Here is a 25,407-nt window from a genome sequence, read left to right on the forward strand (position 1 = left end):
AGTTCCTGAAAAAAAATGAGCCGCCTTCCTTTCGGAAGACGGCTCATGGGCCCGGTGTACAGGAAACCTAGCAGCAGGTTAATATGTCTGGTTGCGGCCGCTTTGGTTTACCAGTTGCTGCACTTCTTTATTAAAGCCAGCTTCCTGGCGCAACTCCTCCAGCGGAATGTGGAAACGATACTTCCAGAAGTGGGTAGGGTTGGCCGGCACGTTAATCTGCTCCTCCAGTGGATCCTGGCGACGCAGACGGGCATCCATAGCCATTAGGTCCTGCAGCGGGAAGATGGCCCACATAGCGGGCGAATACAGGTGCTGCACCGTTACCTCGCGGGCTACCCACGGCTCACAGTATTGTGGTGCCTGCTCGCCCCAGTGGCCCAGAATGGTTTCAAAGAACTTCTGAGTCTGCTCCCGGTCCTCTTCCCACCAGCCGCGCACGGTGCTCATATCGTGCGAGCCGGGGCTCACCACGCTCAGGTACGGTGCCGCGTCGGGGTGGCCGAACTCCACAGTGGGGTCGGAGGGCATACGCTGGATGTTGAGGCCCAGAATACCGAGGGCTTTCATCACACCCGGCACCGACTCGGGCACCATGCCCAGGTCCTCGCCGCAGATGAGCATATCGGTAGCCCAGCGCACGGCGGGCAGTTTCACCAGGCCCTGGCGACGCCAGAAGTCCTCGTGGCGGCGGAAGAAGAAGTCGATGTACACCTCGTGCATGCGGGGGCGGGTCTGCTCGTCCAGCTCTTTAAAGGAGCGGCTCAGGTACACCGTAATGCGGGGGTGGTAGAAGTCGGCACGCAGGTCGTCGGGCACGAACAGTACCTCGTTGGCCAGCTTGTAGAGGCCGGTGCGCAGCCAGGTGTAGTGCTCAGTGTTGGCAGGGTCCTGCTGGATTTTTTCAGCAAATACAGCTTCCATCTGGCGCTGGGTGCGCACGTGCTCCTTCAGGCGGATGACGCCGTGGCCGGCATCTTCCATGAATTCGTCGAACACGCTCTGGGCCTGGCCGTGGAAGATTTCCTGCAGAATATGCCAGCGGATATAGGGCTCACACATGCGGCCGTAGTCAAACCAGCCTACACGCTGTTCAATTTCGTGGCGGTGCAACGGCAAAGCAGGCGAGAAGTGCCCGAGCAGGCCCTCTACCGAGTGACCCGGAATCTCCCAGATGCGGAAGAAGCCCAGGATGTGGTCGATGCGCAGGGCATCGAAGTAGCGGGCCAGGTGGCCCATGCGCTGCTGCCACCACTCGTAGCCGTCCTCGGCCATCCGTTCCCAGTTATAGGTCGGGAAGCGCCAGTTCTGACCCGTCACCGAGAAATCGTCAGGTGGGGCACCGGCCTGTTGGTGCATGTGGTAGAGCTCGGGCTGAGTCCAGGCATCTACCGAGTGACGGTAAATACCGATAGGCAGGTCACCTTTCACCACCACGCCGTGCTGGCGGGCATAGTCCACGGCATCCAGCAGCTGCCGGTCGAGGTGGAACTGGGTGAACAGGTGCACGCCAAACTCATCAAACTCGGGGTTGTCTTCGCGCACCAGCTCGGCGGCCACGGCAGGCGAGCGGAATTCCTCGGGCCACTGCGAGAAGTCGGCGGTGCCGAACCGGTCACGCAGACCGCAGAAGGCCGCGTACGGTATCAGCCACGACTTCTGCTCGTCGCGGAACAACTGGTACATGGGGTCAGCCAGCAGGTTGGCTTTCTCCTGCTGGTAGAGCTGCTTGATGAACTTCCACTTGGTGTTCATCACCGGCTCGTAGTCCACGAAATCCTTGGCGTTGAACTCCTCGCGCAGGCGGGCCAGCTCCTCGCGGGCGGCTTCATCCTTGAGCTCGGCCACAGCATCGAGGTTCAGGTACTGCGGGTGCAGGGCAAACACCGAAATGGCAGCGTAGGGGTAGCTATCCACCCAGGTATGCGTAGCAACGGTGTCGTTGATGGGCAGCACCTGCACCAGCTTGAGGCCGGTAGCCACGGCCCAATCCACCAGCAGCTTGATGTCGGGGAACTCGCCTACGCCCAGGCCCTGGCGGCTGCGCAGGGCAAACACCGGCAGCGCCACGCCGGCTCCGCGCCAGTTGCCGGTAGGGTAGCGGAACTGGTCGTCGGCCTTCACACGCAACGTGCGCTTGTCCTGGCTGGCCGTAATCAGCCGGTCTTCGCCAGCTTCCAGCTGCAGAATCTGCTTGGTGCGCGGGTCCCAGATACCGTATTTGTATTGAGCAGTCTGCTCCGGGTTTTCCAGGGCCACATCGGCCGTCCAGGTCGGGTAGTCGGCATCCGACAACACCACGGCTTTTTTGGCATCCCAGGCACCCAAAGCGGAGTCAGAACCCAGTACGCAGAGCCGATGGTCGGAATCTACGCGCGGAGCCGAAAGCTGAAAGCGCACCACTGAGCCAGCCAGCCGGGCCGGTTTGGCAGCCGGAGCGGGGGCTGTGGTACGGCGCATCAGGGCCTTGGTGAAGGCGGCGGTATGCAGCTCGTTTTCGGGCAGGGCCGGGGCGCGCCAGTAGTCTTCCAGCACTACGCGGGTAAACTGGCCCGCGTCGGAGTTTAGTGCCCGGTTCGGACCCCATTCCCAGTGCTTGCCGCCGTCCCGGTCGTCGAGCAGCACGTATTTATACTCTACGGTACCCAACTGGTCGTCGGGCAGGCTGATTTCCTGGGTCCAGATACCGGAGTCAGGTTGGTAATGCAGGCTCAGGGCTTGGTCGAGGTTCCACTGGCCCAGGCTGGGCAGCGAGCCGCAAACTACCAGGCGCTGGCCCCAGGCCGTGCGGAAGGGTAGCGTAAAGCGAAGAATCATTGGGGGCTGACGGATAAAATGGGCCCGAAGATACTGCTTAATAGGGTAAAACGGCACCGGTCAGGCCCGTATAATGGGATAAAAAGGGGGTAAAATCGGGTGCTTTTTTTCAAAGCTAATGCCCGATTGACAGGTAGTTGGTGCCGGGTTGATTTTCGGTTTGTTGCCGCAAAGTGAGTGCTTAGTAACCAACTGTCCGGGGTAACGCAGGAGGTAGTGCTCATCAGTGGACTACTCACCCGTACGCCGGTACTTCTTCTGGCGGGCGCGCAGGGCTTTGGAGGTTTGCTTGCCGGTACTCTGCAGCGTAATGAGCAGATTCTTCTCGGTGAGGGGGCTGCGAATTTCTACCCGCTGTGGTTCATGGGCCGGAAAGCTGACCAATAGTACCACGGGCTCATTGGCGGGCAGCGTCAGCAAGAAAGAACCTTCGGAGTTGGCACTGGCCGAAATCAGCTTCCGGCCTTCCACGCCCACCGCCGCGCCGGCCAGCGGCTGCCCGGTGCTGCTGACCACCTGGCCGGTTAGTTGCACACTGGCTGGGGCCGAGGGAGTAGTTGGATTCTGCTGTGCCCAGCCGGGCCGGGCCAGCAGTAGCGTCAGAATCAGTAGAAACAGAGCAGGCCGGCAAAGGGCGGGGCGGAGGCGAGTGGGATATAGCATGGGGAATGGAGCAACGAGGTGAGTGAGGAGAAGAAGCGGTGATATGGTCGAAAACTACAACTCTGCCGCACACGATGGATAAGCTCGTCGGTAAGCAGCTGGTTTTTGTGGCTGTATGGCACAGGCTGGTTGTTAAAATGCAAAGGGGCCAACCTGCTCCCCGATTTTCCCGTTTGGCTGACTGAGTTTCATTTACACACCTCGCCTTTTGCCAGTTACTCTACGTCGTATTTTATATGGCCTGCTGGGCCTGATTGGGCTGGTGCTGCTGTTAGTAGCTGGCTTATACGTATACGTGCAAACGCCGTCTGGGCAGGATTTTGTGGCCCGCAAGGCCGAAAATTACCTGCGCGATAAGCTGCAGACGGAAGTACGCATCGGGAAGTTTCGCTCCGATTTTAAGCACACCATCAGCTTTGATGGGGTATATCTGGAAGACCAGAAGGGCGATACGCTGCTTTCCGTGGGCCACCTGGGAGTGGACTTGGGTATCTGGGATCTGCTCAACTCACAGGTGAACCTGAAAAGTCTGGAGCTGAACGACGGCCGGCTGGCCATCAAGCGCACCGAGCCCGACAGCATCAGCAACTACGACTTTATTCTGAAAGCCTTTGCCACCGGTGACACCAGCGCCGTGGCCACCACGCCGGCCGATACTACCGGGGCGGGCTTCAAATACAACATCGGCGACCTGCGCCTGACCAACATCCTGCTTACCTACAACGACCAGGTGGACGGTATGAACGTGCGCACCCGGGTGGGCGAGCTGGCCGTGAGCATGGATGAGGTAGACGTGGATGGCTCGACCTATAAAGTAGATCAGGCTGCGCTGCGCAATACCGGCGTTACCATTGTGCAGACCAAGGTGCCGCCGGATACCCCCCAGGATACGGCCGCCCTGCAGCTGGAATTCGGGCTGAACCGGGCCCAGCTCCAGAACGTGAGCCTGAGTTACAAGAACGACCCTTCGGCCCAGTTCATCAGCACCCGCATCGGCGAGGCCGACGTAACGGCCGATAACATCGACCTGAAAAACAGCCGGGTAGCGCTGAACACGCTCAAACTCAAGAATACCACCTTCGCCTACGCCCAGAACGAAAACGTGCCGGTGGAGCAGCGCGTGGTGAACCCCGCCGAAGCCGTGCGCGACCTGAATGCTTCGGTGGAAAACGCCACCGGTCAGGAAGCCAGCTGGGTAGTGACGCTGAAGCAGTCGGACATCAGCGGGGTGGACGTGGCCTTCGACAACTTCAACGAGCCCCGGCAGAAGACGCGCATCAAGGGGATGGACTACAACCACCTGAAGTTCACGAACCTCACGCTTAATACTGAGAACCTGCGTTACTCGGCCGACAGCACCACTGGCCGCATTACCCAGCTGGCCGGGCAGGAGCAAAGCGGCTTCGCCGTAACCCGCGCCGCCGCCGATGTGCTCTACGACGACCACCGCATCCAGCTCAATAACCTCGACCTGGTTACGCCTCACAGCCATTTGCGCCGCCGCATCGGTATTGGCTATAAAGACCTGGCTGGTATTGCCGACGACCTGCCCAACCTGCGCCTGAACGGCGACCTGCGTGAGGCCCGCCTGGGCTTCCGCGACGTGCTGTATATCACGCCCAGCCTGATTGATACGCCCCCGTTCAGCAGCGGCCCCAACCAGTCGTTCCTGATTTCGGGGCTGGTGAGCGGGCGGCTGGGTGATGTGCGGGTGCAGAACCTGGACTTCGTGGGCTTCCGCAACTCCATCGTGCGCGGCTCGGGCCGCATTCAGGGCCTGCCCAACACCGACGACCGGCTGATTTTGGATCTGAACCTGGGCTACGTGCGCACCACCGAAAACGACCTGCGCAGCCTGCTGCCCAAGGGCACGCTGCCGGAGCTGGGCATCAACCCCAATGCCCCCATGACCATGAGCGGGCAGGTGAAAGGCCGCATCAGCAACCTGGCCCTGAACAACATCAACTTCCAGGGCCTGCAGGGCACCCGCATCCGCACCACCGGCCGCTTGGTGGGTTTGCCCAACACCGACCGCCGCCTGTTCGTGGATTTCAATATCAAGGAGTTCACCTCTACCGCCGCCGATATTCGGGGGATTCTGCCGGCCGGCACCATTCCGGCAGGCTACAACCTGCCGCCGCGCATTTCGGCCACCGGCACGTTCCGGGGCCGGCCCACGGCGCTGGTGTTTGATACCGATCTGAAGGCCCGCACCACCTACGGCAACCTGGCCGCCAAGGTGAACGTGGGCGAAGGCCCCGTGGGCCAGGAGCCGGTGCGGGCTGTGTTCAGCACCCAGGGCCTCAACGTGGGCAAGTTTCTGAACGACCCCACCATTGGTAAGGTAACCGCCAACGGCACCCTCACCGGCCGCGGTGGCCTCGACCCCAACCAGCTGCGGGGCCAGCTGAAAGCCAACGTGCAACAGGCCACCTACAACGGCTACACCTACCGCGGCATCACGGCCAACGTGGACATCGACCGGAACCGCTACGTGGTGGAGGCCAGCAGCAAGGACGACCCCAACCTGAACCTGGACGTGCTGGCTAGCATCGACCTGCGCAACGCCGCCAATCCCACCTACACCGTGGGCCGCCTGAACCTGCGCGGGGCCAACCTTACGGCCCTCGGCTTCTACTCGGGCGGCGACCTGCGCGTGCAGGGCGACCTGACGGCCAACCTCAGCGGTTCCGATTTGAACACTCTGAACGGCACGTTCTCGGGCCGCCGCATCGTGATTGTGAGCAACAACCAGCCGTTTGCGCTGGATTCGGTGAGTGGGCGCATTGTGCAGCGTACGGGCCGCACCGAGGTGGATTTTGCCAGCTCGGTAGCCGACGTGACTTTGCGCGGCAACACCCGTCTGGGCGACATTGCCACGGCGTTGCAGCAGCACATTGATAGGTATTTTGACTTGCCCGGCGTGCAGTTCCGGCCCGGCGGTGAGTACCGGCAGTTCTCGTTCGAGGCCAACGTGAAGCAGCCCCGCCTGATTCAGCAGCTGGTACCCGACCTCAAGCGCCTTACGCCCTTTAAGCTCACCGGCAGCTACGACAGCCGCCAGGCCAATCTGCGCCTGAACACGGCCATCCGCCGCATTGTGTATATGGGCTACGCCCTGGACTCGTTGAAGCTCAACGTCAGCTCCGACCCGCAGAAGTTGGACTACGCCCTGGGTTTGCGGCAGGTGAGCCAGGATACGACGCTGACCATTCCGAACCCCAGTCTTACGGGCAGCATTCAGAACAACGAAATCGGGACGCGCCTGCGCATTGCCGAGTCGGACAGCGCCGAGCGGCTGAACCTGGCCGGGGCGCTGCGGGTGCTCAGCCAGGGCCAGGCCTACGTGTTCCGCTTCGACCCCAAACTGATGCTGGACCAGAAGCAGTGGGATACGCCCCAGGACAATGAGCTGCGTTACACCACCGGCACCGGGGCCATCTTCGCCCGCAACGTGAGCTTCTCGCGCAACCAGCGCCGCCTCAGCCTCGAAACCCTCACCGGGCCCCAATTCCCGCTGCAGGTGAACATGCAGAACCTCGAAATCAACGCTCTGGGCCGGGCCGCCGGCTTCCAGGACTCGCTGATTGCGGGCACGCTGAACGGACAGGCCGTGGCCTACAGCCTGGGCCAGCCCAAGCAGGCTTTCACGGCCAATGCCACCCTGGCCGGCTTCGCCTACAACAAGGCCGTTATCGGCGACGTGGCCGTGCAGGCTACCAACCCCGAGCTCGACCGCTTCAACGTGGATGCCCGCCTCACCAACCAGCAGGGCATGGACGTGCGCGCCGTGGGCTACTACATGGCCACCCCGCCCTCGCCCATTCAGTTCGACGTGAACGTGAACCGGCTGGATCTGAAAATCATCGAGCCCTTCTCCCTGGGCCAGCTCCAGCAGATGGGCGGCGGTGTAACCGGGCAGCTGGCCGTAACGGGCACGGTGAGCAAGCCCGACATTAACGGCACGCTCACCACCACCCCCGACGCTACCTTCACGCTCAGCCAGCTGGGCGCGCCCTTCTTCCTGAAGTCGCAGGAAATAGAGTTTACTAACCGGGGCATCAGCTTCGACGACTTTGCCGTGACCGACTCGCTGGGCAGCCAGGCCATCATCAACGGGCAGGTGCTGACTACCGATTACGTGTCGGATTTCCGCTTCAACCTGCAAGCCACCACCGAAAACTTCCTGGCCGTGCAAAGCTCCCGCCGCGAGAACAACCTGTTCTGGGGCAAGCTGTTCGTGGATTCCGATTCTCGCATTACCGGCTCCCTGAACCTGCCGGTGGTGCGCACCCGGGCCCGCGTGGCCGATGGCTCCAACCTGTTCGTGGGCATCCCCACCGACGACCCGGTGAAAGTGGAGCGCGACGGTATTGTGGAGTTCATCGACAAGAGTGCGCCCATCGATACCATGCTGGCCCGGCAGCTGGCTCTGGATACCGTTCAGACGGCCGGCAGCTACGACATTCAGGCCGTGGTAACGGTAACCGACAACACGCCCTTCACCATTGTGGTGGATGAGGCCTCGGGCGACAACCTGAAGGTGCAGGCCAACGGCACGCTCAACACGGCCATCGACCCCGCCGGTACCATCACCCTCACCGGCCGCCTCGACGTGACCAAGGGCAAGTACCAGATGTCGCTCTACGACCTGGCTTCGCGGGAATTCGATATTGCACCGGGCTCCTCCATTACCTGGAGCGGCGACCCGTATAACGGGCAGGCTAACGTAACGGCCCTCTACAACGTGCGCGCCGCCCCCGCCGAGCTGATTTCGGCCCAGGGTACTACCGATGAAACCCTGAACGCGCTGGGCCGCAACGCCCTGCCGTTTGTAGTGGACCTCAAAGTAACCGGCGAGCTGCTCAAGCCCATCATCGGGTTCGATATCCGGCTGCCTGAAGAGGCGCGCTCCGATTTGCGCGGCCCTATTGAGGCCCGCCTCACCCAGCTGCGCCAGCCTTCCCAGGAAAGCGAGCTGAACAAGCAGGTGTTCTCGCTGCTTGTGCTGGGCCGCTTCCTGGCCGATGACCCCTTCCGCAGCAGCAGTGGCAATCTAGTGGCCCAGCAGCTGCGCGGCTCGGCCAGTCAGGTGCTTACCCAGCAGCTCAACAACCTCACCGGCTCCTACCTCTCCAACCTGGGCGTGGAGCTGGGTGTGAACTCCTACGCCGACTTCAGCAGCGGCCAGGAGAAAACCCGCACCGACTTGAACGTGGCCGTGCGCCGCCAGCTGCTCAACAACCGCCTCACCGTGCGCTTGGGTACCGATGTGCCCCTGGGCGGCGGCAACCAGGCCAGCACCGGCCAGAATGGGGCCGGCGTAAGCGCCTTTGCCGGTGACGTGAGCGTGGAGTACAACGTGCTGGCCAATGGCCGCATCCGCCTACGAGCCTTCCGCAACAACGCCTACGGCGACATTGACGGGCAGTTTGTACGCACCGGCGCCTCGCTCATCTTCCAGCGCGACTACCAGACCCTGGCCGACCTGTTCAAGGGCATTGATAACAACGTGAAGGAGGAAGTGAAGCTGGAAAGCCGCCGCCGCCGCCAGGACCGCCGCGCCGGCCGCGACTCCACCAACGCCGCTCCCAACACCCGCCCCGATTCCCTGCGTCAGCGCCCCACGACCCGGCCCGACTCGGCCCGGCGCGCCACCCGTCCGGTTTCCCGCCCCGATTCTACCCGGCGGTAACCTCACCCCCCGGCCCCCGGTTCGCTTGATGCGCGAAGCATCGGGAAGAGGGGGAAGCCTAACGATTATCTGTTCTGAACATCTACCGCATGCTTTTCTCTCGACCTACCTCTTTATCAACCATGAGAACTGCCGATATCAATCGTCAGGCTCCCCCTCTCCCCGAGGAGAGGGGGCCGGGGGGTGAGGTCCGGCGGTGGCTGGCGCTGGGCAGCATGCTGCTGCTGGCGGCCTGCTCGGGTACCAAGTTCATTCCGGAAGGCAGCAAGCTCTACACAGGCAGCACAGTGAAGGTGAAATCGGCCAGCCCTATTCCCAAGGAAGCCGAGCTGACTACGGAGCTGACGGGCGTGATTACGCCCAAGCCCAATGCCTCCTTCCTGGGGCTGCGGCCCAAGCTGTACTTCTGGCACATGGGCGAGGGCAAAACCAAGGGCCTGGGCCACTGGCTGGCCAACAAATATGGCGAGAAGCCCGTGCTACTGAGCCAAGTGGATACCCAGAAGGTGAAAGGGCTGATGGTGAATCGCCTCTACAACAACGGCTACTTCCAGCCGGTGGTGCACAGCAAAGTGCAGGTGAAGGGTCAGGCCGCTTCCGTTGATTACACGGCCACGGTGGGCCGGCCCTACACCATCAAGGAAATTCACTTCCCCGAAGGCGACTCCCTGCTGCCCCGGGCCGTGCGTGCCACCCAGGCGGCCTCGCTGCTGAAAGTGGGTGACCCGTACAGCCTGCAAACCTTCACCAACGAGCGACTCCGCATCGACCAGGCCGTGAAGAACCAGGGGTTCTACTACTTCAACCCCGATTACATTCTGTTTCAGGTTGACAGCACCCTGAACAATCAGGTGAACGTGTACCTGAAAATCAAGGGCAAGACGCCGGAGCAGGCGGCCAAGCCGTATGTGCTCAATCGGGTGCGGCTCAACACCGATTACACCCTGAATGATACGACAGTAAGCGAGCGGCCCATCCGGTACCAAGGGTACATCTACTACCCCGATGAGAAGATATTCAAGGCAAAGGCCATTACCAACGCCGTATTTCTGTACCCCGACAGCCTGTACCGCCGCCGCCGCCAGGACCAGACGCTGAGCCGCCTGATGAGCCTGGGAACCTTCAAGTACGTGGATATCGGCTTCCGACCCGCCCGCCAGAAGGCTGACTCGGCCGGCTACGGCTTCCTGAACTCCTACGTGCGCATGACCCAGTTGCCCAAGAAAAGCCTGCGGGCCGAGGTGCTGCTGGTGAGCAAATCCAACGGTTTCACGGGTCCCGGTTTCCAGGTGCAGTTCCGCAACCGCTCGGCGCTGCGCGGGGCCGAGCAGCTGCTGGTGAACATAACCGGTACCTTCGAAAACCAGACGCAGAGCAACGCCAACACCATCGGCCTTACCAGCTATGAGCTGGGGGCCACTGCGCAGCTGGTAGTACCCCGCCTTATCACCCCGCCCTTTGATATCCGGCTGAAAAACTCCGACTTCCAGCCGCGCACTACGTTTGGGGCCGGGGCCAAAACGGTTACCCGCCTCGATGCCTTCACTCAGCAGGCATTTAACCTGAATTACGGCTATACCTGGAAAAACCGCCTCACCAACGAGCATGAGCTGCGCCCTATTGACGTGCAGTACCTGCGCCTGAGCAATACCAGTCGGGCATTCGACTCCTTACTCACGGCCCGGCCTTTTCTGGCTAACTCGTTTCGGCAGCAGTTTATCCTGGCCAGCTCCTACCGTTATACCTATAACGAGCAAACTCTGGAGCAGCGTCGCAACCAGGTGTATTTCAGCGGAGGCATTGAGGTAGCCGGTAACCTGGCTTACTTAATCAGCTCCCGAACCGGGCAGCCCCGCATTACCAACGAGGATGGCAGCCAGGCGTACACCCTGCTCAGCCAGCAATTTGCCCAGTACACCAAGGTGGACCTGGAGTTCCGCAACTACTTCCGCACCAGCGCCAACCCCAGCAGCGGCAACAAGCTGGCTACCCGGCTGTTGATTGGGGCGGGCCTGCCCTACCAGAACTCCCGGGTGCTGCCTTACCTGAAACAGTACGGTATTGGCGGCCCCAACAGCGTGCGGGCCTTTGCCGCTCGGGGCCTGGGGCCGGGAACCTACCGCGCGCCCATTGCCTCCGAAAACAGCTCGTTCTACGACCAGGTGGGCGATATGCGCATTGAGGCCAATGCCGAATACCGCCAGGATCTGTTCCCCTACGTGAAAGGAGCTTTGTTCGTGGATGCCGGCAATATCTGGCTGATCAACCAGGACCCCAGCCGCATTACGGTGGATAAGGATGGCAACCCCGACGGCAAAAACGGGCAGTTCTCGCCCAGCAGCTTCCTGAAAGAGCTGGCCGTAGGGGCCGGGGCCGGTATTCGTATTGATGTGCAGTTCTTCGTTATCCGCTTCGATTACGCCTATCCGCTGCGGGTGCCTTACACCAACAATGAGGTAGTGCGCCCCAGCCTCAACCAGTCCTTCAACAAGCAGGACCTGGGAGTAGGTCGTCTGAACATTGCTATTGGCTACCCATTCTAATAGCGCCAACATAAAAAAGCCCGACTACACTGCTGTAGTCGGGCTTTTTTATGTTGGTCTGTACCGGCTGTTTACGCCTCCGCCGCCATGCGTACTTCTACCGGCGCACCTACCGTTTTGTGGGCGGGTACCACGGTTACTACCACGTACTTGGAGGTAGGCGTGTTGCTGGTTTTGGCTACGCTGCCTACCGGTACCAGCGGGTTGGCCTCGGGGAAGTAAGCCGCTACGTTGCCCTTCGGAATATCGTAGGGTACGGTAATGAACTTCTCCACTGTCCGCTTTTCGCCTTTGAAGTGGCTGGTAATGTCGATGAGGTCCTTAGCCTTGAGGCCCCGGTCGGCCATGTCCTGCTCGTTCATGAACAGCACCCGCCGCTCGCCGTACACGCCCCGGTATCGGTCGTTGTAGTCGTAGATGGTGGTGTTGAACTGGTCGTGGCTGCGCACCGTCATCAGGATGAGCTGGTCGGGCTCGTGGGTGTACTTCTCCAGCTCGGTGGTGCTAAAGTTGGCCTTGCCGTTTTTGGTGGTGAATTTCCGGTCCCGCGGGCCGTTAGGCAGGTAGAACCCGCCGGGGCGGCGCAGCTTCTCGTTGAAATTCTCGAAGCCCGGAATCACCCGGCTGATGTGATCCCGGATAACGTCGTAGTTCTCCGTCATGGCTACCCAGTCGTCGATGTTGATCCTGTTGCCGAAGGTGGCAATGGCCATGCCGCACAGGATGGCTACTTCGCTCATCATCTGGCCTTCCAACGGCACCAGTACGCCCTTGTTCTGGCTCACCACCCCCATCGAGTTTTCGCAGGAGGTCATCTGGTGGCCCGACTTCTGCATGTCCACGTCGGCGTGGGTGAAGCAGGGCAGTAGCAGGCTGGTTTCGCCGGTGGTGAGGTGGCCCCGGTTGAGCTTGGTGCCCACAAACACGGTGAGCTTCTGCTTGCGCATGCCCTCGGCAATTATCTCAGTATCGGGGCCGGCGGCCAGCAGGTTACCGCCCAAGCTGAAGAATACCTTGGTTTTGCCCTTGTACATGGCCTTGATGGCCTCCACGGTGTCGTAGCCGTGCTCGTAGGGCGGCTGGAAGTTGAACTCCTTCGCCAGCGAATCCTGGAATTCCTTGGTGGGTTGCTCCCACACGCCCATCGTCCGGTCGCCCTGCACGTTGGAGTGGCCGCGCACCGGGCAGGTACCCGCGCCGGGCTTGCCAATGGCGCCCTTCATCAGCTGCAGGTTCACGATTTCCTGAATGGTCTGCACGCCCTGGCGCTGTTGGGTAACGCCCATAGCCCAGCAGGTTACAATCTTTTGCTTGGTGGCAATGATGTTGGCCGCCTCCAGCAGCTGCCCGCGCGAAATGCCGCTCAGCTCCTCAATATCCTCCCAGCTGGTGTTGCGAATGTTCTGCTCGAACGACTCGAAACCGGTGGTGTACTTGTCGATGAACGGCCGGTCAACTACCTGGCCGGGGTTGCGGTCCTCTGCCTCAAACAGGTGCTTCATGATGCCGCGCAGCAGGGCCATGTCGCCATCCACGCGCACCTGCAGGAACAGGTCGGTAATCTGCGTGCCGTCGCCCAGCAACGCGCCCAGCGCCTTGAAGGGGTTCATGAAATCCTGCGGATTCTTGAACGCCATCAGACCCGCTTCCGGCAGCGGGTTCACCGAAATGATTTTGGCTCCGTTCTGCTTGGCCTTCTGCAAAGCCGTGAGCATGCGCGGGTGATTGGTACCGGGGTTCTGCCCGATGATGAGGATGACCTCTGCCTCGTGAATATCATTGAGCGTGACGGAGCCCTTGCCCAGGCCCAGCGTGGGGCTCAGGGCAGCGCCGCTGCTCTCGTGGCACATGTTGGAACAGTCGGGCAGGTTGTTGGTGCCCAGTAGCTTGGCAAACAGCTGGAACAGGAAGGCTGGCTCGTTGGGCACTTTGCCCGAGGTGTAGAACACAGCCTCGTTGGGCGAAGCCAGTGAGTTCAGGTTGTCAGCAATCAGCTGGAACGCATCAGGCCAGGCAATGGGCGAGTAATGGTTGTCGCCGGGGCGCTTTACCATGGGGTGGGTGAGGCGGCCGGCGTTGTTCTGGTCCCGGTCGGTCATCTGGGAAAGCTGGGCCAGACTATGCTTGGCGAAAAACTCCGGGCCGGCGGCTTTATCGTCGGCATCCGAGGCGGTGGCTTTGGCGCCGTTCTCGCAGAACTCGGCCACCGAGCGGTGGTCGTCCGGGTCGGGCCAGGCGCAGCTGGAGCAGTCGAAGCCGTCCTTCTGGTTCATGTTCAGCAGGCCCCGGGTGCCGCGGTTCACGCCGCCCTCGCTCCAGCTGAACTCCATGCTCTTGAGTACGGCCGTGACGCCGGCGGCTACTTTGGCGCGCTCCTCCAGGCGCAGGCCGGTGAGAGCCTCCGGCGGCTGGGCCAGAATGGGGTTGTGGTATTTGGCGTTGGCGACGTCGGGGGCGGGTATCATGCTTTCGTCTCGTTCGTGTTGCGGATCGGGGCGGTAATGGTCGGGGGCCGGGGCCTCGCCCTGGTCGGGCCGCTCCCCGCTGCGAGGTTTGTTCTCAGCTCGTTGCTGTTCCGATTTACCAGCTTTGCTGGGGTCGTGGGCGGGTGACTCTTCCATGATGCGGGGTGGAAATGGCGGTGGTGAGGCAGGCAAGCCGGGGCGTTAGTGCTTGCACCCCAGATCTTTCTCTACCAAAATATGCAGTACGTGGTTACGGGCAACATCGGTGGTGCCGCGCAGGCTGACTTCATCCGTGGAGGTCCAAGTGTCGGCTACGGCAGCCGGCAGCAGTACCCGGATGTGGCCCGCCTCGTAGCGTACCCCAAGCGCGGACGCCGCAGCATCACGCTCTAGGCTATACGTAAGTTGCTCAAAGGTGGCCGGGCCTAACGGAACCACCGTTTCCAGCCGGCCCTGCTCCCGAAACGTATCCACTTCGGGTGGGTCGAGGCGCAGACGGAGCGTATTGTCTTCGAGGCGGAGCTTCATGGTAGGGTAGGAAGGTAGGCGGGTGAGCGGCTAGGCGGTAAGCTGATGGGAAACAAGAAGACTCAATTGTCAACCTGAACGGAGCGAAGGACTTTATCAACGCTTGGTACTTCAAACGATTTAGACGTTGCCATCTGTCTCATTCACAATTCGCCAGGGATGAGAGTACACGTTGTAGCGGTTCTGGCGCACGAAGCCGCAGAGCGTCATGCCAAAGTCGCGGGCGGCGGATACCGCCAGGGACGAGGGGGCACCCACGGCGGCCAGCACCGGAATGCCCGCTATGGCCGCTTTCTGCACCAGCTCAAACGAGGCCCGGCCGCTCACCAGCAGCACAGAACTGTGCAGCGGCAGCATTTCCTGCAACAAGGCCGCGCCAATTACTTTATCGAGGGCGTTGTGCCGGCCCACGTCTTCGCGCAGCAGCAGCAATTCACCTTCCGGCGAGAACAGCGCCGCCGCATGCAGGCCCCCAGTCTGCTCAAACAAGGCCTGGGCCTCCCGCTGCCGCTCGGGCAGTTGGTGAATAATGCCGGCAGCGACGTGTGGGCCGCTGCCGGGCAGCACCGGGCAGGCCGCCGCGTGTACGGCCTCGATGCTGGTTTTGCCGCATACGCCGCAGCTGCTGCTGGTGTAGAAATGGCGTTCCAGCCGGGGCAGGTCGGGAAGGGCGGAGGGGGCCAGCTCGGCGCGCACCACGTTTTCGCGCTCCTCCTCCTTTTCCACATCGGGGCAATAGAGTATGCCCTGCAGCTCCTGTCGGCTGCGGATGATGCCTTCCGTGAACAGAAACCCGGCCGCCAGCTCAAAATCGTGACCCGGCGTGCGCATAGTGATGCTCAGGGTGCGGTGCTGCCGCTCGGCGGCCGGCCCGTAGCCTACCCGGATTTCCAGCGGCTCCTCAGCGGCCAGCACATCGGAAGCCTCCGCGACAGTGGTACCCTGCAAGCGGTGCACGGTGGTGTATTCGTAGCTGGTGGGGGGCAGAAAAACGGGAGCAGACACGGCAGCGGGAAAAACGGATGAAATCAGCAGGCTGTACGCACCGGCGACGGGGGCGGTGGTATAGTGGGTTAACCTTCGGGGGCGGAAGTAAGTTTGAGAGCAGGGAAGTGCCGCCTGGCGCTGAAGCGGCGACGTGACGAGGTGAAAGCAAACCCGGTTCTTTGCGGCCGGTTCCGGGCTTTCGGCTGTTCTGCCATCTGCCGCCTGCCTGCCCCGGCCCTCCGTTGCTCCTCACCACTCCGCCATGCTTACTTCCGAAGAACGCCACATCTACCGTCGCCATTTGCAGCTGCCCGAAATTGGGGAGGCCGGTCAGGAAAAGCTGAAAGCCGCCCGCGTGCTGGTGGTGGGAGCTGGTGGCCTGGGCTGCCCCATTCTGCAGTATCTGGCGGCCGCCGGCGTGGGTACGCTGGGCATTGTGGATGCCGACAAAGTGGACCGCAGCAACCTGCAGCGGCAGATTCTGTACGGCCCCGCCGACCTGGGCCGGCCCAAAGCCGAAACCGCCGCCCGCGCCGTGCGCCGCATCAACCCGTTGGTCCACACAGAGGTGTACGGCTGCCGGGCCACGCTGGGCAACGTGCGCGAGCTGGTGAGCAAGTTCGACCTGGTCATTGACGGCTCCGACAACTTCCCCACCCGCTACCTGCTCAACGACGCCTGCGTATTGCTGGGCAAGCCATTGGTTTCCGGGGCCATCTACAAGTTTGAAGGCCAGGTTTCCGTGTTTAACTACCAGGGCGGGCCCACCTACCGCTGCCTGTTTCCACAGCCCCCATCCGCCGCTGAAGCCCCCAACTGCGACGCTACCGGCGTGCTGGGCGTGCTGCCCGGCCTGGTGGGCACGGCCCAGGCCACCGAGGCGCTGAAGGTGCTGCTGGGTATTGGGGAGGTGCTCAGCGGCCGGCTCTGGCTGTTTGATGCGCTGACTTTCCAGACCCGCACCCTGAAGTTTGCCCGCCGCCCCGAGCAGGCCGCCATTACGCTGGATACCGCCAACCGCACTGACTACGCCGACCTGTGCGGAGTACCCGTGCGCAGTGTTTCGGCGGCGGAACTGCAGGCGCAGCTGGCTTCAGCCCAGCCGCCTTTCCTGCTGGATGTGCGGGAGCCCCACGAGTACGCCGCCGGCCACCTGCCCAACGCCACTCTGCTACCCCTGAGTACGTTGGAAAAAGGTGTAGCTACCCTGCCCAAGCAGCATCCGGTGGTGGTGTACTGCCGCTCCGGCCGGCGCAGCACCCAGGCCATTGAGCGGCTGCAAACGGAGTTCGGCCTGGCTAACCTCATCAACCTGGAAGGTGGCATTCTGGCCTGGGAAGATGCGGCTATGGGTGATGAGGTGGTGAGATGATTGGTAGAATAAGAACGTCATGCTGAGCGAAGTCGAAGCATCTCTCCCGAGGGCAATCAGTTATCAGTGCAACGAAGCGGTAGAGATGCTTCGACTTCGCTCAGCATGACGTTCCACATCAATTGGGGCCTCGCCAAACGGTGCCAATTAAGCAACTTACACAACGACCGGACGCGAATACGCGTCTTTACGCCTTCTGCCAGTTCTCCATGCCGCTTACCGTTACCCCGCCGCCCCGTCCCCGTATCCGCTTTGATCGAAATGAGCTGGCGGGTGCGTTCGGTGATTTGGGTACCGATTTGCCCCTGCTCATCGGCATCATTGCGGCCTCCGGCATGGACAGCGCCGGGGTGCTGGTGATGTTCGGGCTGATGCAGGTGTTTTCGGGGCTGTGGTACGGGATGCCGATGCCGGTGCAGCCGCTCAAAGCGTTTGCCGCCCTGGTTATTGCCCAGAAAATTCCCGGCCGCATCATTTTCGGGGGCGGGCTGGCTATTGGAGTGAGCATGCTGCTGCTCTCCGTAACCGGGTTGATTGACGCCCTGGCCCGATTGGTGCCCAAGGCCGTTATCCGGGGCATTCAGTTTGGGCTGGCGTTGCAGCTGGCTACACTGGCGCTCAAAGAGTATGTGCCTGCCGATGGCGTGGCCGGGTTTGCGCTGGCGGCGGCGGCGTTTCTGGTAACGGTGGTGCTGCTGGGCAACCGGCGCTGGCCGGCCGCCCTGGCCGTGCTGGCATTGGGCGTCACCTATGGCCTGCTTTTCAAGCTGGATGTAGCTACTGCGCACCGGGCCATTGGCCTGCACCTGCCTGGCTGGCACGTACCGCAGTGGCCCGATATCCTGACCGGGGCCGTGCTGCTGGCGTTGCCCCAGATTCCGCTTTCCCTGGGCAACTCGGTACTGGCCACCCGGCAGGTGGTGGAAGATTATTTCCCGGAGCGGCCCCTTACGGTGCGGCAAATCAGCTTCACCTACGGCCTCATGAACCTGTTGAACCCGTTTCTGGGCGGGTTTCCGGTGTGCCACGGCTCGGGCGGCATGGTGGGGCACTACACGTTTGGGGGGCGCACGGGCGGCTCGGTGGTGTTGTATGGGGTGCTGTTTCTGGTGCTAGGCCTGGGGTTCAGCCAGGGTTTCCAACAGATTGTCCAGATTTTCCCGCTGCCCATTCTGGGGGTGCTACTGCTGTTTGAAGCCCTCACGCTGGCCACCCTGCTGCGCGATATTGCCGGCTCCCGCTCCGACTTATTGCTGGCATTGCTGGTGGGGCTGTTATGCAGCGGGCTGCCGTATGGATACCTGGTGGGCCTGCTGGTGGGCACGGCGCTGTACTATGCCATGCAGCGCGGTTGGGTAGGGCTGGGCAAGTAAGGAGCAGGCAAAAAATAGTCGGGGCGTGGGCAACGGAAAGTCAGGCATCCGCATCTGCGCAGGTGTTACAACCTATCCACTGACTTGCCGCTATGCTTCGAATTACCTCCGTTTGGTTGCTGCTGGCGCTGCTATCCGTTTCTGCCGCCGCGCAAACTGCCCCGGCCGCGTGCGGCTGCCGGCAGGATTTTGAGCAGATGCGGCAGCTTATTGCCACCAACTACGCCGGCTACCGCGACAAAGTAACGCCCGCCACCCAGCCGCGTCTCGATTCGCTTACGGCCTTGGTGCGGGCCCGCACCGATACGGTCCGGGCCGCCAATTGCGGGGTTGTACTGTATCAATGGCTCACGTTTTTTCGGGATGGGCACCTGGCCCTGCGCAACGACCAGGTGCCGACGGTAGACTCCGTGGCCATTCGGGCGCGTTACGCGGCTACGGAACGGCTGCCCTGGACGCGCGCCTCTTTCCGCGCTTACCTCGACGACCCTACCCGGCCCAAGCAGCCGCTGGAAGGCATCTGGCGCGACGCTGGCAACGATTACGCCGTGGGCATTGCGCAGGCTCCCGATGGCCGGTACCAAGGCTTCGTGCTGCGCGCCGACAGCCTGTGGTGGATGCCCGGGCAGGTGAAGTTTACCTTTCGGGCCCCCTCCGCCGCGGCCCCGGGCCAGGCCACGTACTACATGCGCAACCATGAGGCGCAGCCACGCGCCGTTGTGCTGGCTGCCGATGGCCAGCTGGATATGCAGGGAACGAGCTGGTACCGCACGTACCCCCGGCCGGCCAGGCTACCAACTGTGCCGGCCCCATTCAGCTTCCGGATGCTGGATGATACCACGGCCCTGTACCGTATTGCTTCCTTCGACGGCCAGTACCGCCCCCGCATCGACAGCCTCACCAAAGCCCACGCGGCCGACCTGCGGCACACCCGCCTGCTGATTCTGGATCTGCGCGGCAATGGCGGCGGCTCCGATGGCAGCTACCGCTCCCTTACGCCCTACCTCTACACCCAACCCGTGCGTGAAGTAGGGGCGGCGCTGCTTTCTACCCCTGACAACAACCGCAAGTACAGCGGCACCCTCTACCCCGATATGAGCTGGTTGGAGAAGCGCTACTTTGCCAGACTGCAGCGCCGCCTGAATGCGCATGTAGGCGAGTTGGTACCGCAACGGCGCAACGGCCAGCGCACCAGCCTCCGCCGCCAGTCACACCAGCATCCCGAAGTAGCCCGCGTGGCCGTGCTGCAGAACCGCAACTGCGCCAGCACTACCGAGCAGTTTCTGCTGGAAGCCCGTCAGAGCCGGAAAACAACGCTGTTTGGCGAAAACAGCGCCGGGGTGCTCGACTACGCCAATATGCAGTTCCAGCCGCTTTCCTGCTACCGGCTTACCCTGGGCTGGGCCACCTCCCGCAGCTTTCGCCTCGACCAGCAGGAAGGCATTGATGGCGTAGGTATTGCGCCCGCCGTGCGCCTCAATCCGCAGGCCCCCGATGCCGTAGAACAGGTGCGGGCGTGGTACCGGCGGAAGTAAGTAGCCCAGGCTGCTCAGGCCATGCCGGGTGGTGCTGTCAGCTACTTGTTGACTACCTTGCGGCCCCGGCTCCCCATTCATATACCCGCAGGAGTTGTCAGGCCATTACGCCCCGGGAACAGGTGCCCGCGTATGGAAGAACGAATACTCTGTCAGGTCTGGAAAACGGTGCGTATTGAAGCTGGTCCACAACCGTTTCAGGGCTACTGGAGCATGGGCGAAGGTGTAGTGTTTGACTTCAGCACGCTCAACCAGCCAACCTCCCCGACCACCGGCTGGGTAAAGCAGGCCGGCAGAATTGTGCAGGCCGGCAATGAAACGGCCCTGCACCTGCTCATCCGGTCCGTTACCGCGCAACACCTGACGCTGGAGCTGCACATGCACTACGCCGGCGAGGCCCGCCATACCCTCACGCTGCACCTGGTGCCGGGGTAGTAGTGAGGGTTTGGTAGTGAGTATTGGGTATCAAGTAGTGAGTAACAGAAGCTAGTCGCAAAACGCCTGAGGCGTCTGTTACTCAGTACTAACGTCTCACTACTCAATATCTGCTACTCACCACTAATCCGGCTGGGAGGGCACGAACTCGGGAGGGGCGGTGCTGGCTTTGCGGCTCAGGCGGTAGATGACGGACAGAGCCACGTTGTTTTTGGCCACGGTGGTCTGGGGCGTAAACACGTTCTGCCGGTAGCTGGCGGCGGTGTAGTTGGCCTGGTTCAGCCAGCCGGCCTGCACCGTCAGGTGCTTATCGAACTGGTAGCCCAGGCCTGCAAACAGGCGGTTGCGCTCAAAAAACGGTCCTCGTGGGTTGAAGAATACCTCGTCATACACCGTCAGGAACACGGTATGGTCGGTGAAGGTGGGATGGTTGAGGGGCAGCAGCGTATTGAAGCGGTAGCGCAGGCGGGTGCGGTAGCGGCGCTGGCCCGCGGGCACCACGTCGTCGCGGAAGCGAAACCAGCGTTCTTCCATGCGGTAGCGGTGCTCCAGCTTAAGCCGGGACGTCAGCTGGGTGAGGGTGAGCTGCTGCCACAGGCGGCCTTCCACGTTCAAGGGGCCGGCGCTCAGGTCGCGGTAGTCGGCGGTGGAGTAGCGGCCCCCGGCCAACATCAGCGTGAAGTTCTTGGCCACGTCGTAGCTCACGCCGCCCTTCAGCTCGGTGTAGAAAAACTGCCGGCCCAGGCCGTTGGCGCGGGTCTGTACCTCGGCGTAGCCACCCCAGTGCTTGGGGCCGCCGGGCAGCACCACGGTGCCGATAAGCCAGGTGCCCACCTGGCGGTCGGGCACGGCGTTGGTCTGAGCCGGGGCGGCAAGCGGCAGCAGGCCCAGCAGGCTGGTGAGCAGAATCGGGTGATGGGAAGAGGGCAGCATCAGGGCCCGAAGGTAGAAAACCCGCGGGGCTCCACCCAAGCGCAAGCTCCTGCGTACAGCCAACTGCATCCAACCTTCCTTCTCATGGCATCACCCGAGCAGAACAAACAAACGGCCATTGCCTTCTACCAGCTGATGTTCAACGACTGCCAGCCCGCCGAAGCCATCCGGTGCTATGCGGGCGACGAGTACATCCAGCACAACCCCCACGTGGCCGACGGCAAGCAGGGCTTCATCGACTACTTCGAGCGGATGCAGCGCGAGTACCCCGGCAAGCACGTCACCATCAAGCGGGCCCTGGCCGAAGCCGACCACGTAGTGCTGCACTGCCACCAGCACTGGCCCCACGACCACGACTACGCCGGCATCGACATCTTCCGCTTCGACGAAGCCGGCAAAATCGTGGAGCACTGGGACGTGTTGCAGGTGATTCCCGCCGAGGATAAAAGCGGCAACGGCATGTTTTGAGTAGTTAGACGTGAGTATCTAGTAGTTAGATTTTCTTCATCTGTTTGATCATCATGTTGTCGATGATTTTCTACATACTCACTACTCACTACTGATATCTACTCCGCAAGCACCTGCCGGATGGCGCGCTGGTAGTCGGGGTTGTCGGTCATGCCGTTGTGGCCCGCACCGGGTAGGGTGATGAACTGGTCGCGGGGCTTGAGCTGCTGCCGGAGCCGGGCCGTGGAGGTGGGGCTGATAACCTCGTCCTGGTCGCCGTGGAAGATGACGATGGGGGCCGATACGCGAGACAACACCTCATCGGTGGCCAGTGGGTAGCGTACGATGAAGGGCGGAACCCAGGGATAGTGCTGGCGCGCCATGGCCCGCATGCTGGCGTAGGGGGCCTGCAGCACCAGCAGGCGCGGGTGGTGCCGGGCGGCCAGCCACGCCGCCGGCCCGGTGCCCAGCGAGTAGCCTAGCAGTATGGTTTGGCCTTCCGCGAATTCGCGCGTGAGTTGCTGGTAGGCCATGTCCACGTCGGCGAGCAGCTGGGCCTGGCTGCTGATGCGGCCCCCGCTTTTGCCGTAGCCCCGGTAATCGAGCAGGAACACGCTGTAGCCCAGCCGGGTGTAGGTGGCCGCCACCTCGCCCCAGCTATCCAGGGCCCCGCCGTTGCCGTGCAGGTAGAAAATCAAGCCTTCGGAAGCGGAATCGGCCGGGAACAGCAGGCCGTGCAGGCGGGTGCCGTCGGCCGTCGGAATCCACCGCTCCTCAAACCGGTTGCTGAACCGGAAACGGTAATTGGCCGGTAGTTTAGCGGGGAAGAACAGCAGCCGCTCCTGCTGAAAATACAGCAGCACGCACACCGCCACGTACAGCGCCGCCCCCACACCCAGTATCCAGAATAATACCTTCATAGTAGGTCAAGGATACCAGATTTACACGGGATACTATATGGTCACACCAGTTTTATGCACGATGGAGGCAGCCTGTAAATACGTGACACTTCGTGTCTCAGCGTTGGCCGATTTCGTTCGGACGGCGCATCCGAGGAGACGCGAAGTGTCGCGTCTCTACACTGCTCAGCGAATGACCACAAAGGGCTTCTTTTCAGTCAGTAGTTTGTATTCGCCACAGCTATAGTGACACCGGCAGGTACGTCCATATAAAATAGAGCGCCGCGCCTTGCAGCAGCGTCAGCAGCAGCGTGATGCTCCAGAAGGCGGCTTTGCGGTTTTTGTGGTGCAGCAGCAGGATGGCTGCCCACGCGCCGGGGGCCGCGCCGGGTAGCGTGGCGAGGTGCAGCGTTTTTTCCGGGATGCGCCGCTCTCCGCGCCGGGCTTTCCGTTTATCGAGGGCGAACAGCAGGAAGCACAGCAGGTTGAAAAACAGCAGGCTGATCAGGAGTACGGTCATGGGGGGAGGCGAAACGGGCGGAGCCGCAAGTTACGCGTCGACGGTTCTGCTTACCCCCCAATCGTACTCATCGACTCAAAGCTGAGCTGGTGCACAGGGCGCTGGCTTTCGGCCTCGAAGCCATTAGCGGCGCGGTTGCGGAACGCCGATTTCAGGGCGTCGGCAATCTGCTCATCCGAGGAACCGCCGCGCAGCAAAGCCCGAATATCGAGCACGCCCTGGTCGTAGAGGCAGGTTTTGAGGCCGCCCTCGGCCGTGAGGCGGATGCGGTTGCAAGTGCCGCAGAAGGTGCGCGAGTAGGCCGCAATGATGCCCAGGCGGCCCTGATGGCCGGCTACGGTATAGTGCGAGGCCGTGTCGCCGGAGCGGGTGGGCACCGGCGTCAGCTCGCCCAGGTTCAGCGCCAGATGCTCGCGGATGCGGTTGTGATTCCAGGGCAGTGTGGCGGGCGTGGCTTCGTGGCTGTGGCCATTAAAGGGCATTTCCTCGATGAAGCGCACATCCACCGGCAGGTCGCGGGTCAGCTCGGCCAAGGGCAGCAGGTCCTGGGTGTTCTGCCCGTCCATTACCACCGCGTTGATTTTCACCCGGATGCCGGCCGCCAGCAGCGCGTATAGCGTGTCGAGCACGCGGGGCAGCTCGTCGCGGCGGGTGATGCTGGCGAAACGGGCCCGGTCGAGGGTGTCGAGGCTCAGGTTCACGGCTTTCAGGCCCATGCGGGCCAACTCGGGCACGTGGGGCGCGGTGAGCACGCCGTTGGTGGTCATGGTCAGCTCCGTGATGCCCGGAATCTGGCTGAGGCGGTCCATGAACGGCACCAGGTCGCGGCGCACGAACGGCTCCCCGCCCGTGAGGCGCACTTTGCGCACACCCAGGCCGGCCATGATGGCTACCAGCCGTTCCATTTCCTCATAGGTCAGCAGCTCCTGCTTGGGCAGGTACTTGATGCCTTCCTCGGGCATGCAGTAGAAGCAGCGCAGGTTGCACCGGTCCGTGACGGCCAGCCGCAGGTATTCCAGCGGGCGACCATGGTTATCAAACAGAACGGAGGGTACAGCAGCAGACATAAGCGAAGGGGCAAAATACCGGCTGCGGGGTCCGCGCCGTCAAACAAACAACGTAAATAAGCCTTTTGCGTTCGGGTAAACTGCGCCGGCCCGAAAAGAGGCGGCCAGGTTGGCCTCCTTACCCGATCTTGCAACGGCTCTGGCCCCGGGGCGGCCGCCTTTCTGAACAAGAACTACTAGATAACCAATGAACCTGAAAATTGCTTTGTTTGGCATTGCCCGCGAAATCGTGGGGCAGCCCACACTAGAGGTTTCCGCGCCCGAAGGCCAGTCGGCCCAGGGCCTGCTCCAGAGCCTGCATGCTCGCTACCCCGAGCTGGCCCGCCTCAGCAGCCTGGCCGTAGCCGTCAACAACGAGTATGCTGCCGACGATACCCCGCTGCAGGAGCGCGACGAAATAGCCCTGATTCCGCCGGTAAGCGGTGGGTAATTTCCGCGTCAGTTGCTAGTTGTTGGTTGTCAGTTTTTAGGCAGTCCAGAACGTCATGCTGAGCTTGCCGAAGCATCTCTACCTCAAGTCAATCCCATTCTTCCCTTGATCCACATCGACCTCACCGACCAACCCATCGACGTTTCGGCTGCCCTACGCAGCGTGGAAGCCGACGGGGCGGGCGCTATCAATACGTTCATCGGCACGGTGCGCAACAAGAGCACCGGCCGCCCCGTGGTGCGCCTCGAGTACGAAGCCTACGACAGCATGGCCCTGCACCAGCTCCGCAAAGTAGCCGAGCAGGCTGCCGAGCAGTGGCCGATGGTGGAAAAAATAACCGTCATTCACCGCAAAGGCACCCTCCACATCGGCGACGTGGCCGTGGTCGTGGCCGTCTCCACGCCCCACCGCGCTGAGAGCTTCGCCGCCTGTCAGTACATCATCGACACCCTGAAACAGGTGGTCACCATCTGGAAAAAGGAGTTCTACGAGGACGGTGACGTGTGGGTAGCGGCGCACCCGTAGCGGCTAGTCAAGTCCATCGGCTTTAGGTAAAAGCAGAACGTCATGCTGAGCTTGCCGAAGCCTCTCGCGTGCTGACCTCGGGTTACTATCCCAACGTAAGCACGCGAGAGGCTTCGGCAAGCTCAGCATGACGTTCTTTTTTGCGCTTCAGCCTCAGCACGCGAGATTATTCGCAG

The 25,407-nt window shown here is 62.0% G+C and carries 18 protein-coding genes; 9 read left to right on the forward strand and 9 right to left on the reverse strand.

Annotated features, from left to right (window positions below):
- Nucleotides 1–78: 78 nt before the first annotated feature.
- On the reverse strand, nucleotides 79–2,814 hold the full coding sequence (locus EI291_RS00135) for a 4-alpha-glucanotransferase (protein ID WP_125417245.1): 2,736 nt from the start codon (nucleotides 2,812–2,814) through the stop codon (nucleotides 79–81).
- Nucleotides 2,815–3,045: 231 nt separating this feature from the next.
- Nucleotides 3,046–3,477 carry a carboxypeptidase-like regulatory domain-containing protein gene (locus tag EI291_RS00140; protein ID WP_125417246.1) on the reverse strand — a complete coding sequence of 144 codons (432 nt, stop codon included), beginning with the start codon at nucleotides 3,475–3,477 and terminating at the stop codon, nucleotides 3,046–3,048.
- A gap of 208 nt (nucleotides 3,478–3,685) precedes the next feature.
- Between EI291_RS00140 and EI291_RS00145 the strand changes: the two genes are divergently transcribed.
- Nucleotides 3,686–9,172, forward strand: a complete 5,487-nt coding sequence (locus EI291_RS00145; protein ID WP_125417247.1) for a translocation/assembly module TamB domain-containing protein — start codon at nucleotides 3,686–3,688, stop codon at nucleotides 9,170–9,172.
- 122 nt (nucleotides 9,173–9,294) lie between these two features.
- On the forward strand, nucleotides 9,295–11,715 hold the full coding sequence (gene tamL, locus EI291_RS00150; RefSeq protein WP_170172436.1) for a translocation and assembly module lipoprotein TamL: 2,421 nt from the start codon (nucleotides 9,295–9,297) through the stop codon (nucleotides 11,713–11,715).
- A gap of 71 nt (nucleotides 11,716–11,786) precedes the next feature.
- On the opposite strand, the gene EI291_RS00155 is transcribed toward tamL, so the two are convergent.
- The 3 genes from EI291_RS00155 to fdhD all read right to left on the reverse strand — a co-directional run bounded on the left by EI291_RS00155 (nucleotide 11,787) and on the right by fdhD (nucleotide 15,713).
- Nucleotides 11,787–14,336 (reverse strand): FdhF/YdeP family oxidoreductase, encoded by a 2,550-nt coding sequence (locus tag EI291_RS00155; RefSeq protein WP_125417249.1) that lies wholly within the window; start codon nucleotides 14,334–14,336, stop codon nucleotides 11,787–11,789.
- A 45-nt stretch (nucleotides 14,337–14,381) separates the two neighbouring features.
- Nucleotides 14,382–14,708 carry a DUF7009 family protein gene (locus tag EI291_RS00160; protein ID WP_125417250.1) on the reverse strand — a complete coding sequence of 109 codons (327 nt, stop codon included), beginning with the start codon at nucleotides 14,706–14,708 and terminating at the stop codon, nucleotides 14,382–14,384.
- Nucleotides 14,709–14,828: 120 nt separating this feature from the next.
- Entirely contained in the window at nucleotides 14,829–15,713 is an 885-nt protein-coding gene (fdhD, locus tag EI291_RS00165; protein ID WP_240635311.1) for a formate dehydrogenase accessory sulfurtransferase FdhD, read from the reverse strand.
- Between the two features lie 244 nt (nucleotides 15,714–15,957).
- Between fdhD and moeB the strand changes: the two genes are divergently transcribed.
- The 4 genes from moeB to EI291_RS00185 all read left to right on the forward strand — a co-directional run bounded on the left by moeB (nucleotide 15,958) and on the right by EI291_RS00185 (nucleotide 20,410).
- Nucleotides 15,958–17,067, forward strand: a complete 1,110-nt coding sequence (moeB, locus tag EI291_RS00170; RefSeq protein WP_125417251.1) for a molybdopterin-synthase adenylyltransferase MoeB — start codon at nucleotides 15,958–15,960, stop codon at nucleotides 17,065–17,067.
- Nucleotides 17,068–17,276: 209 nt separating this feature from the next.
- Complete coding sequence (locus EI291_RS00175) at nucleotides 17,277–18,440, forward strand: putative sulfate/molybdate transporter (RefSeq protein WP_125417252.1); 1,164 nt, start codon at nucleotides 17,277–17,279, stop codon at nucleotides 18,438–18,440.
- A 92-nt stretch (nucleotides 18,441–18,532) separates the two neighbouring features.
- Nucleotides 18,533–19,975, forward strand: coding sequence for a S41 family peptidase (locus EI291_RS00180; RefSeq protein ID WP_125417253.1), 1,443 nt, complete (start codon nucleotides 18,533–18,535; stop codon nucleotides 19,973–19,975).
- Between the two features lie 132 nt (nucleotides 19,976–20,107).
- Entirely contained in the window at nucleotides 20,108–20,410 is a 303-nt protein-coding gene (locus tag EI291_RS00185) for a hypothetical protein (RefSeq protein WP_125417254.1), read from the forward strand.
- Nucleotides 20,411–20,533: 123 nt separating this feature from the next.
- Here the strand turns inward: EI291_RS00185 and EI291_RS00190 are convergent, their stop codons facing one another.
- The gene (locus EI291_RS00190; protein ID WP_125417255.1) at nucleotides 20,534–21,343 is read right to left on the reverse strand and encodes a DUF2490 domain-containing protein; all 810 of its coding nucleotides are present in this window, start codon (nucleotides 21,341–21,343) and stop codon (nucleotides 20,534–20,536) included.
- A gap of 84 nt (nucleotides 21,344–21,427) precedes the next feature.
- Here EI291_RS00190 and EI291_RS00195 point away from each other — a divergent pair, with 84 nt between their 5' ends.
- A complete protein-coding gene (locus tag EI291_RS00195; protein WP_125417256.1) occupies nucleotides 21,428–21,811 on the forward strand; it encodes a nuclear transport factor 2 family protein in 384 nt (127 codons plus the stop codon).
- 98 nt (nucleotides 21,812–21,909) lie between these two features.
- Here EI291_RS00195 and EI291_RS00200 read toward each other — a convergent pair whose 3' ends face one another.
- From EI291_RS00200 to moaA, 3 genes are all read right to left on the reverse strand, one after another.
- Entirely contained in the window at nucleotides 21,910–22,710 is an 801-nt protein-coding gene (locus tag EI291_RS00200; RefSeq protein ID WP_125417257.1) for an alpha/beta hydrolase, read from the reverse strand.
- A gap of 220 nt (nucleotides 22,711–22,930) precedes the next feature.
- Entirely contained in the window at nucleotides 22,931–23,209 is a 279-nt protein-coding gene (locus EI291_RS00205) for a DUF1294 domain-containing protein (protein WP_125417258.1), read from the reverse strand.
- Nucleotides 23,210–23,259: 50 nt separating this feature from the next.
- Nucleotides 23,260–24,276, reverse strand: coding sequence for a GTP 3',8-cyclase MoaA (moaA, locus tag EI291_RS00210; RefSeq protein ID WP_125417259.1), 1,017 nt, complete (start codon nucleotides 24,274–24,276; stop codon nucleotides 23,260–23,262).
- Nucleotides 24,277–24,463: 187 nt separating this feature from the next.
- Here moaA and moaD point away from each other — a divergent pair, with 187 nt between their 5' ends.
- Both moaD and EI291_RS00220 read left to right on the forward strand, forming a co-directional pair.
- Nucleotides 24,464–24,706: a molybdopterin converting factor subunit 1 gene (gene moaD / locus EI291_RS00215; protein ID WP_125417260.1), complete on the forward strand. Its 243-nt coding sequence runs from the start codon at nucleotides 24,464–24,466 to the stop codon at nucleotides 24,704–24,706.
- A 105-nt stretch (nucleotides 24,707–24,811) separates the two neighbouring features.
- The gene (locus EI291_RS00220) at nucleotides 24,812–25,231 is read left to right on the forward strand and encodes a molybdenum cofactor biosynthesis protein MoaE (RefSeq protein ID WP_125417261.1); all 420 of its coding nucleotides are present in this window, start codon (nucleotides 24,812–24,814) and stop codon (nucleotides 25,229–25,231) included.
- Nucleotides 25,232–25,407: the final 176 nt, after the last annotated feature.

This window comes from Hymenobacter rigui (assembly GCF_003944715.1).
In the GTDB taxonomy this organism is placed as follows: Bacteria; Bacteroidota; Bacteroidia; order Cytophagales; family Hymenobacteraceae; genus Hymenobacter; species Hymenobacter rigui.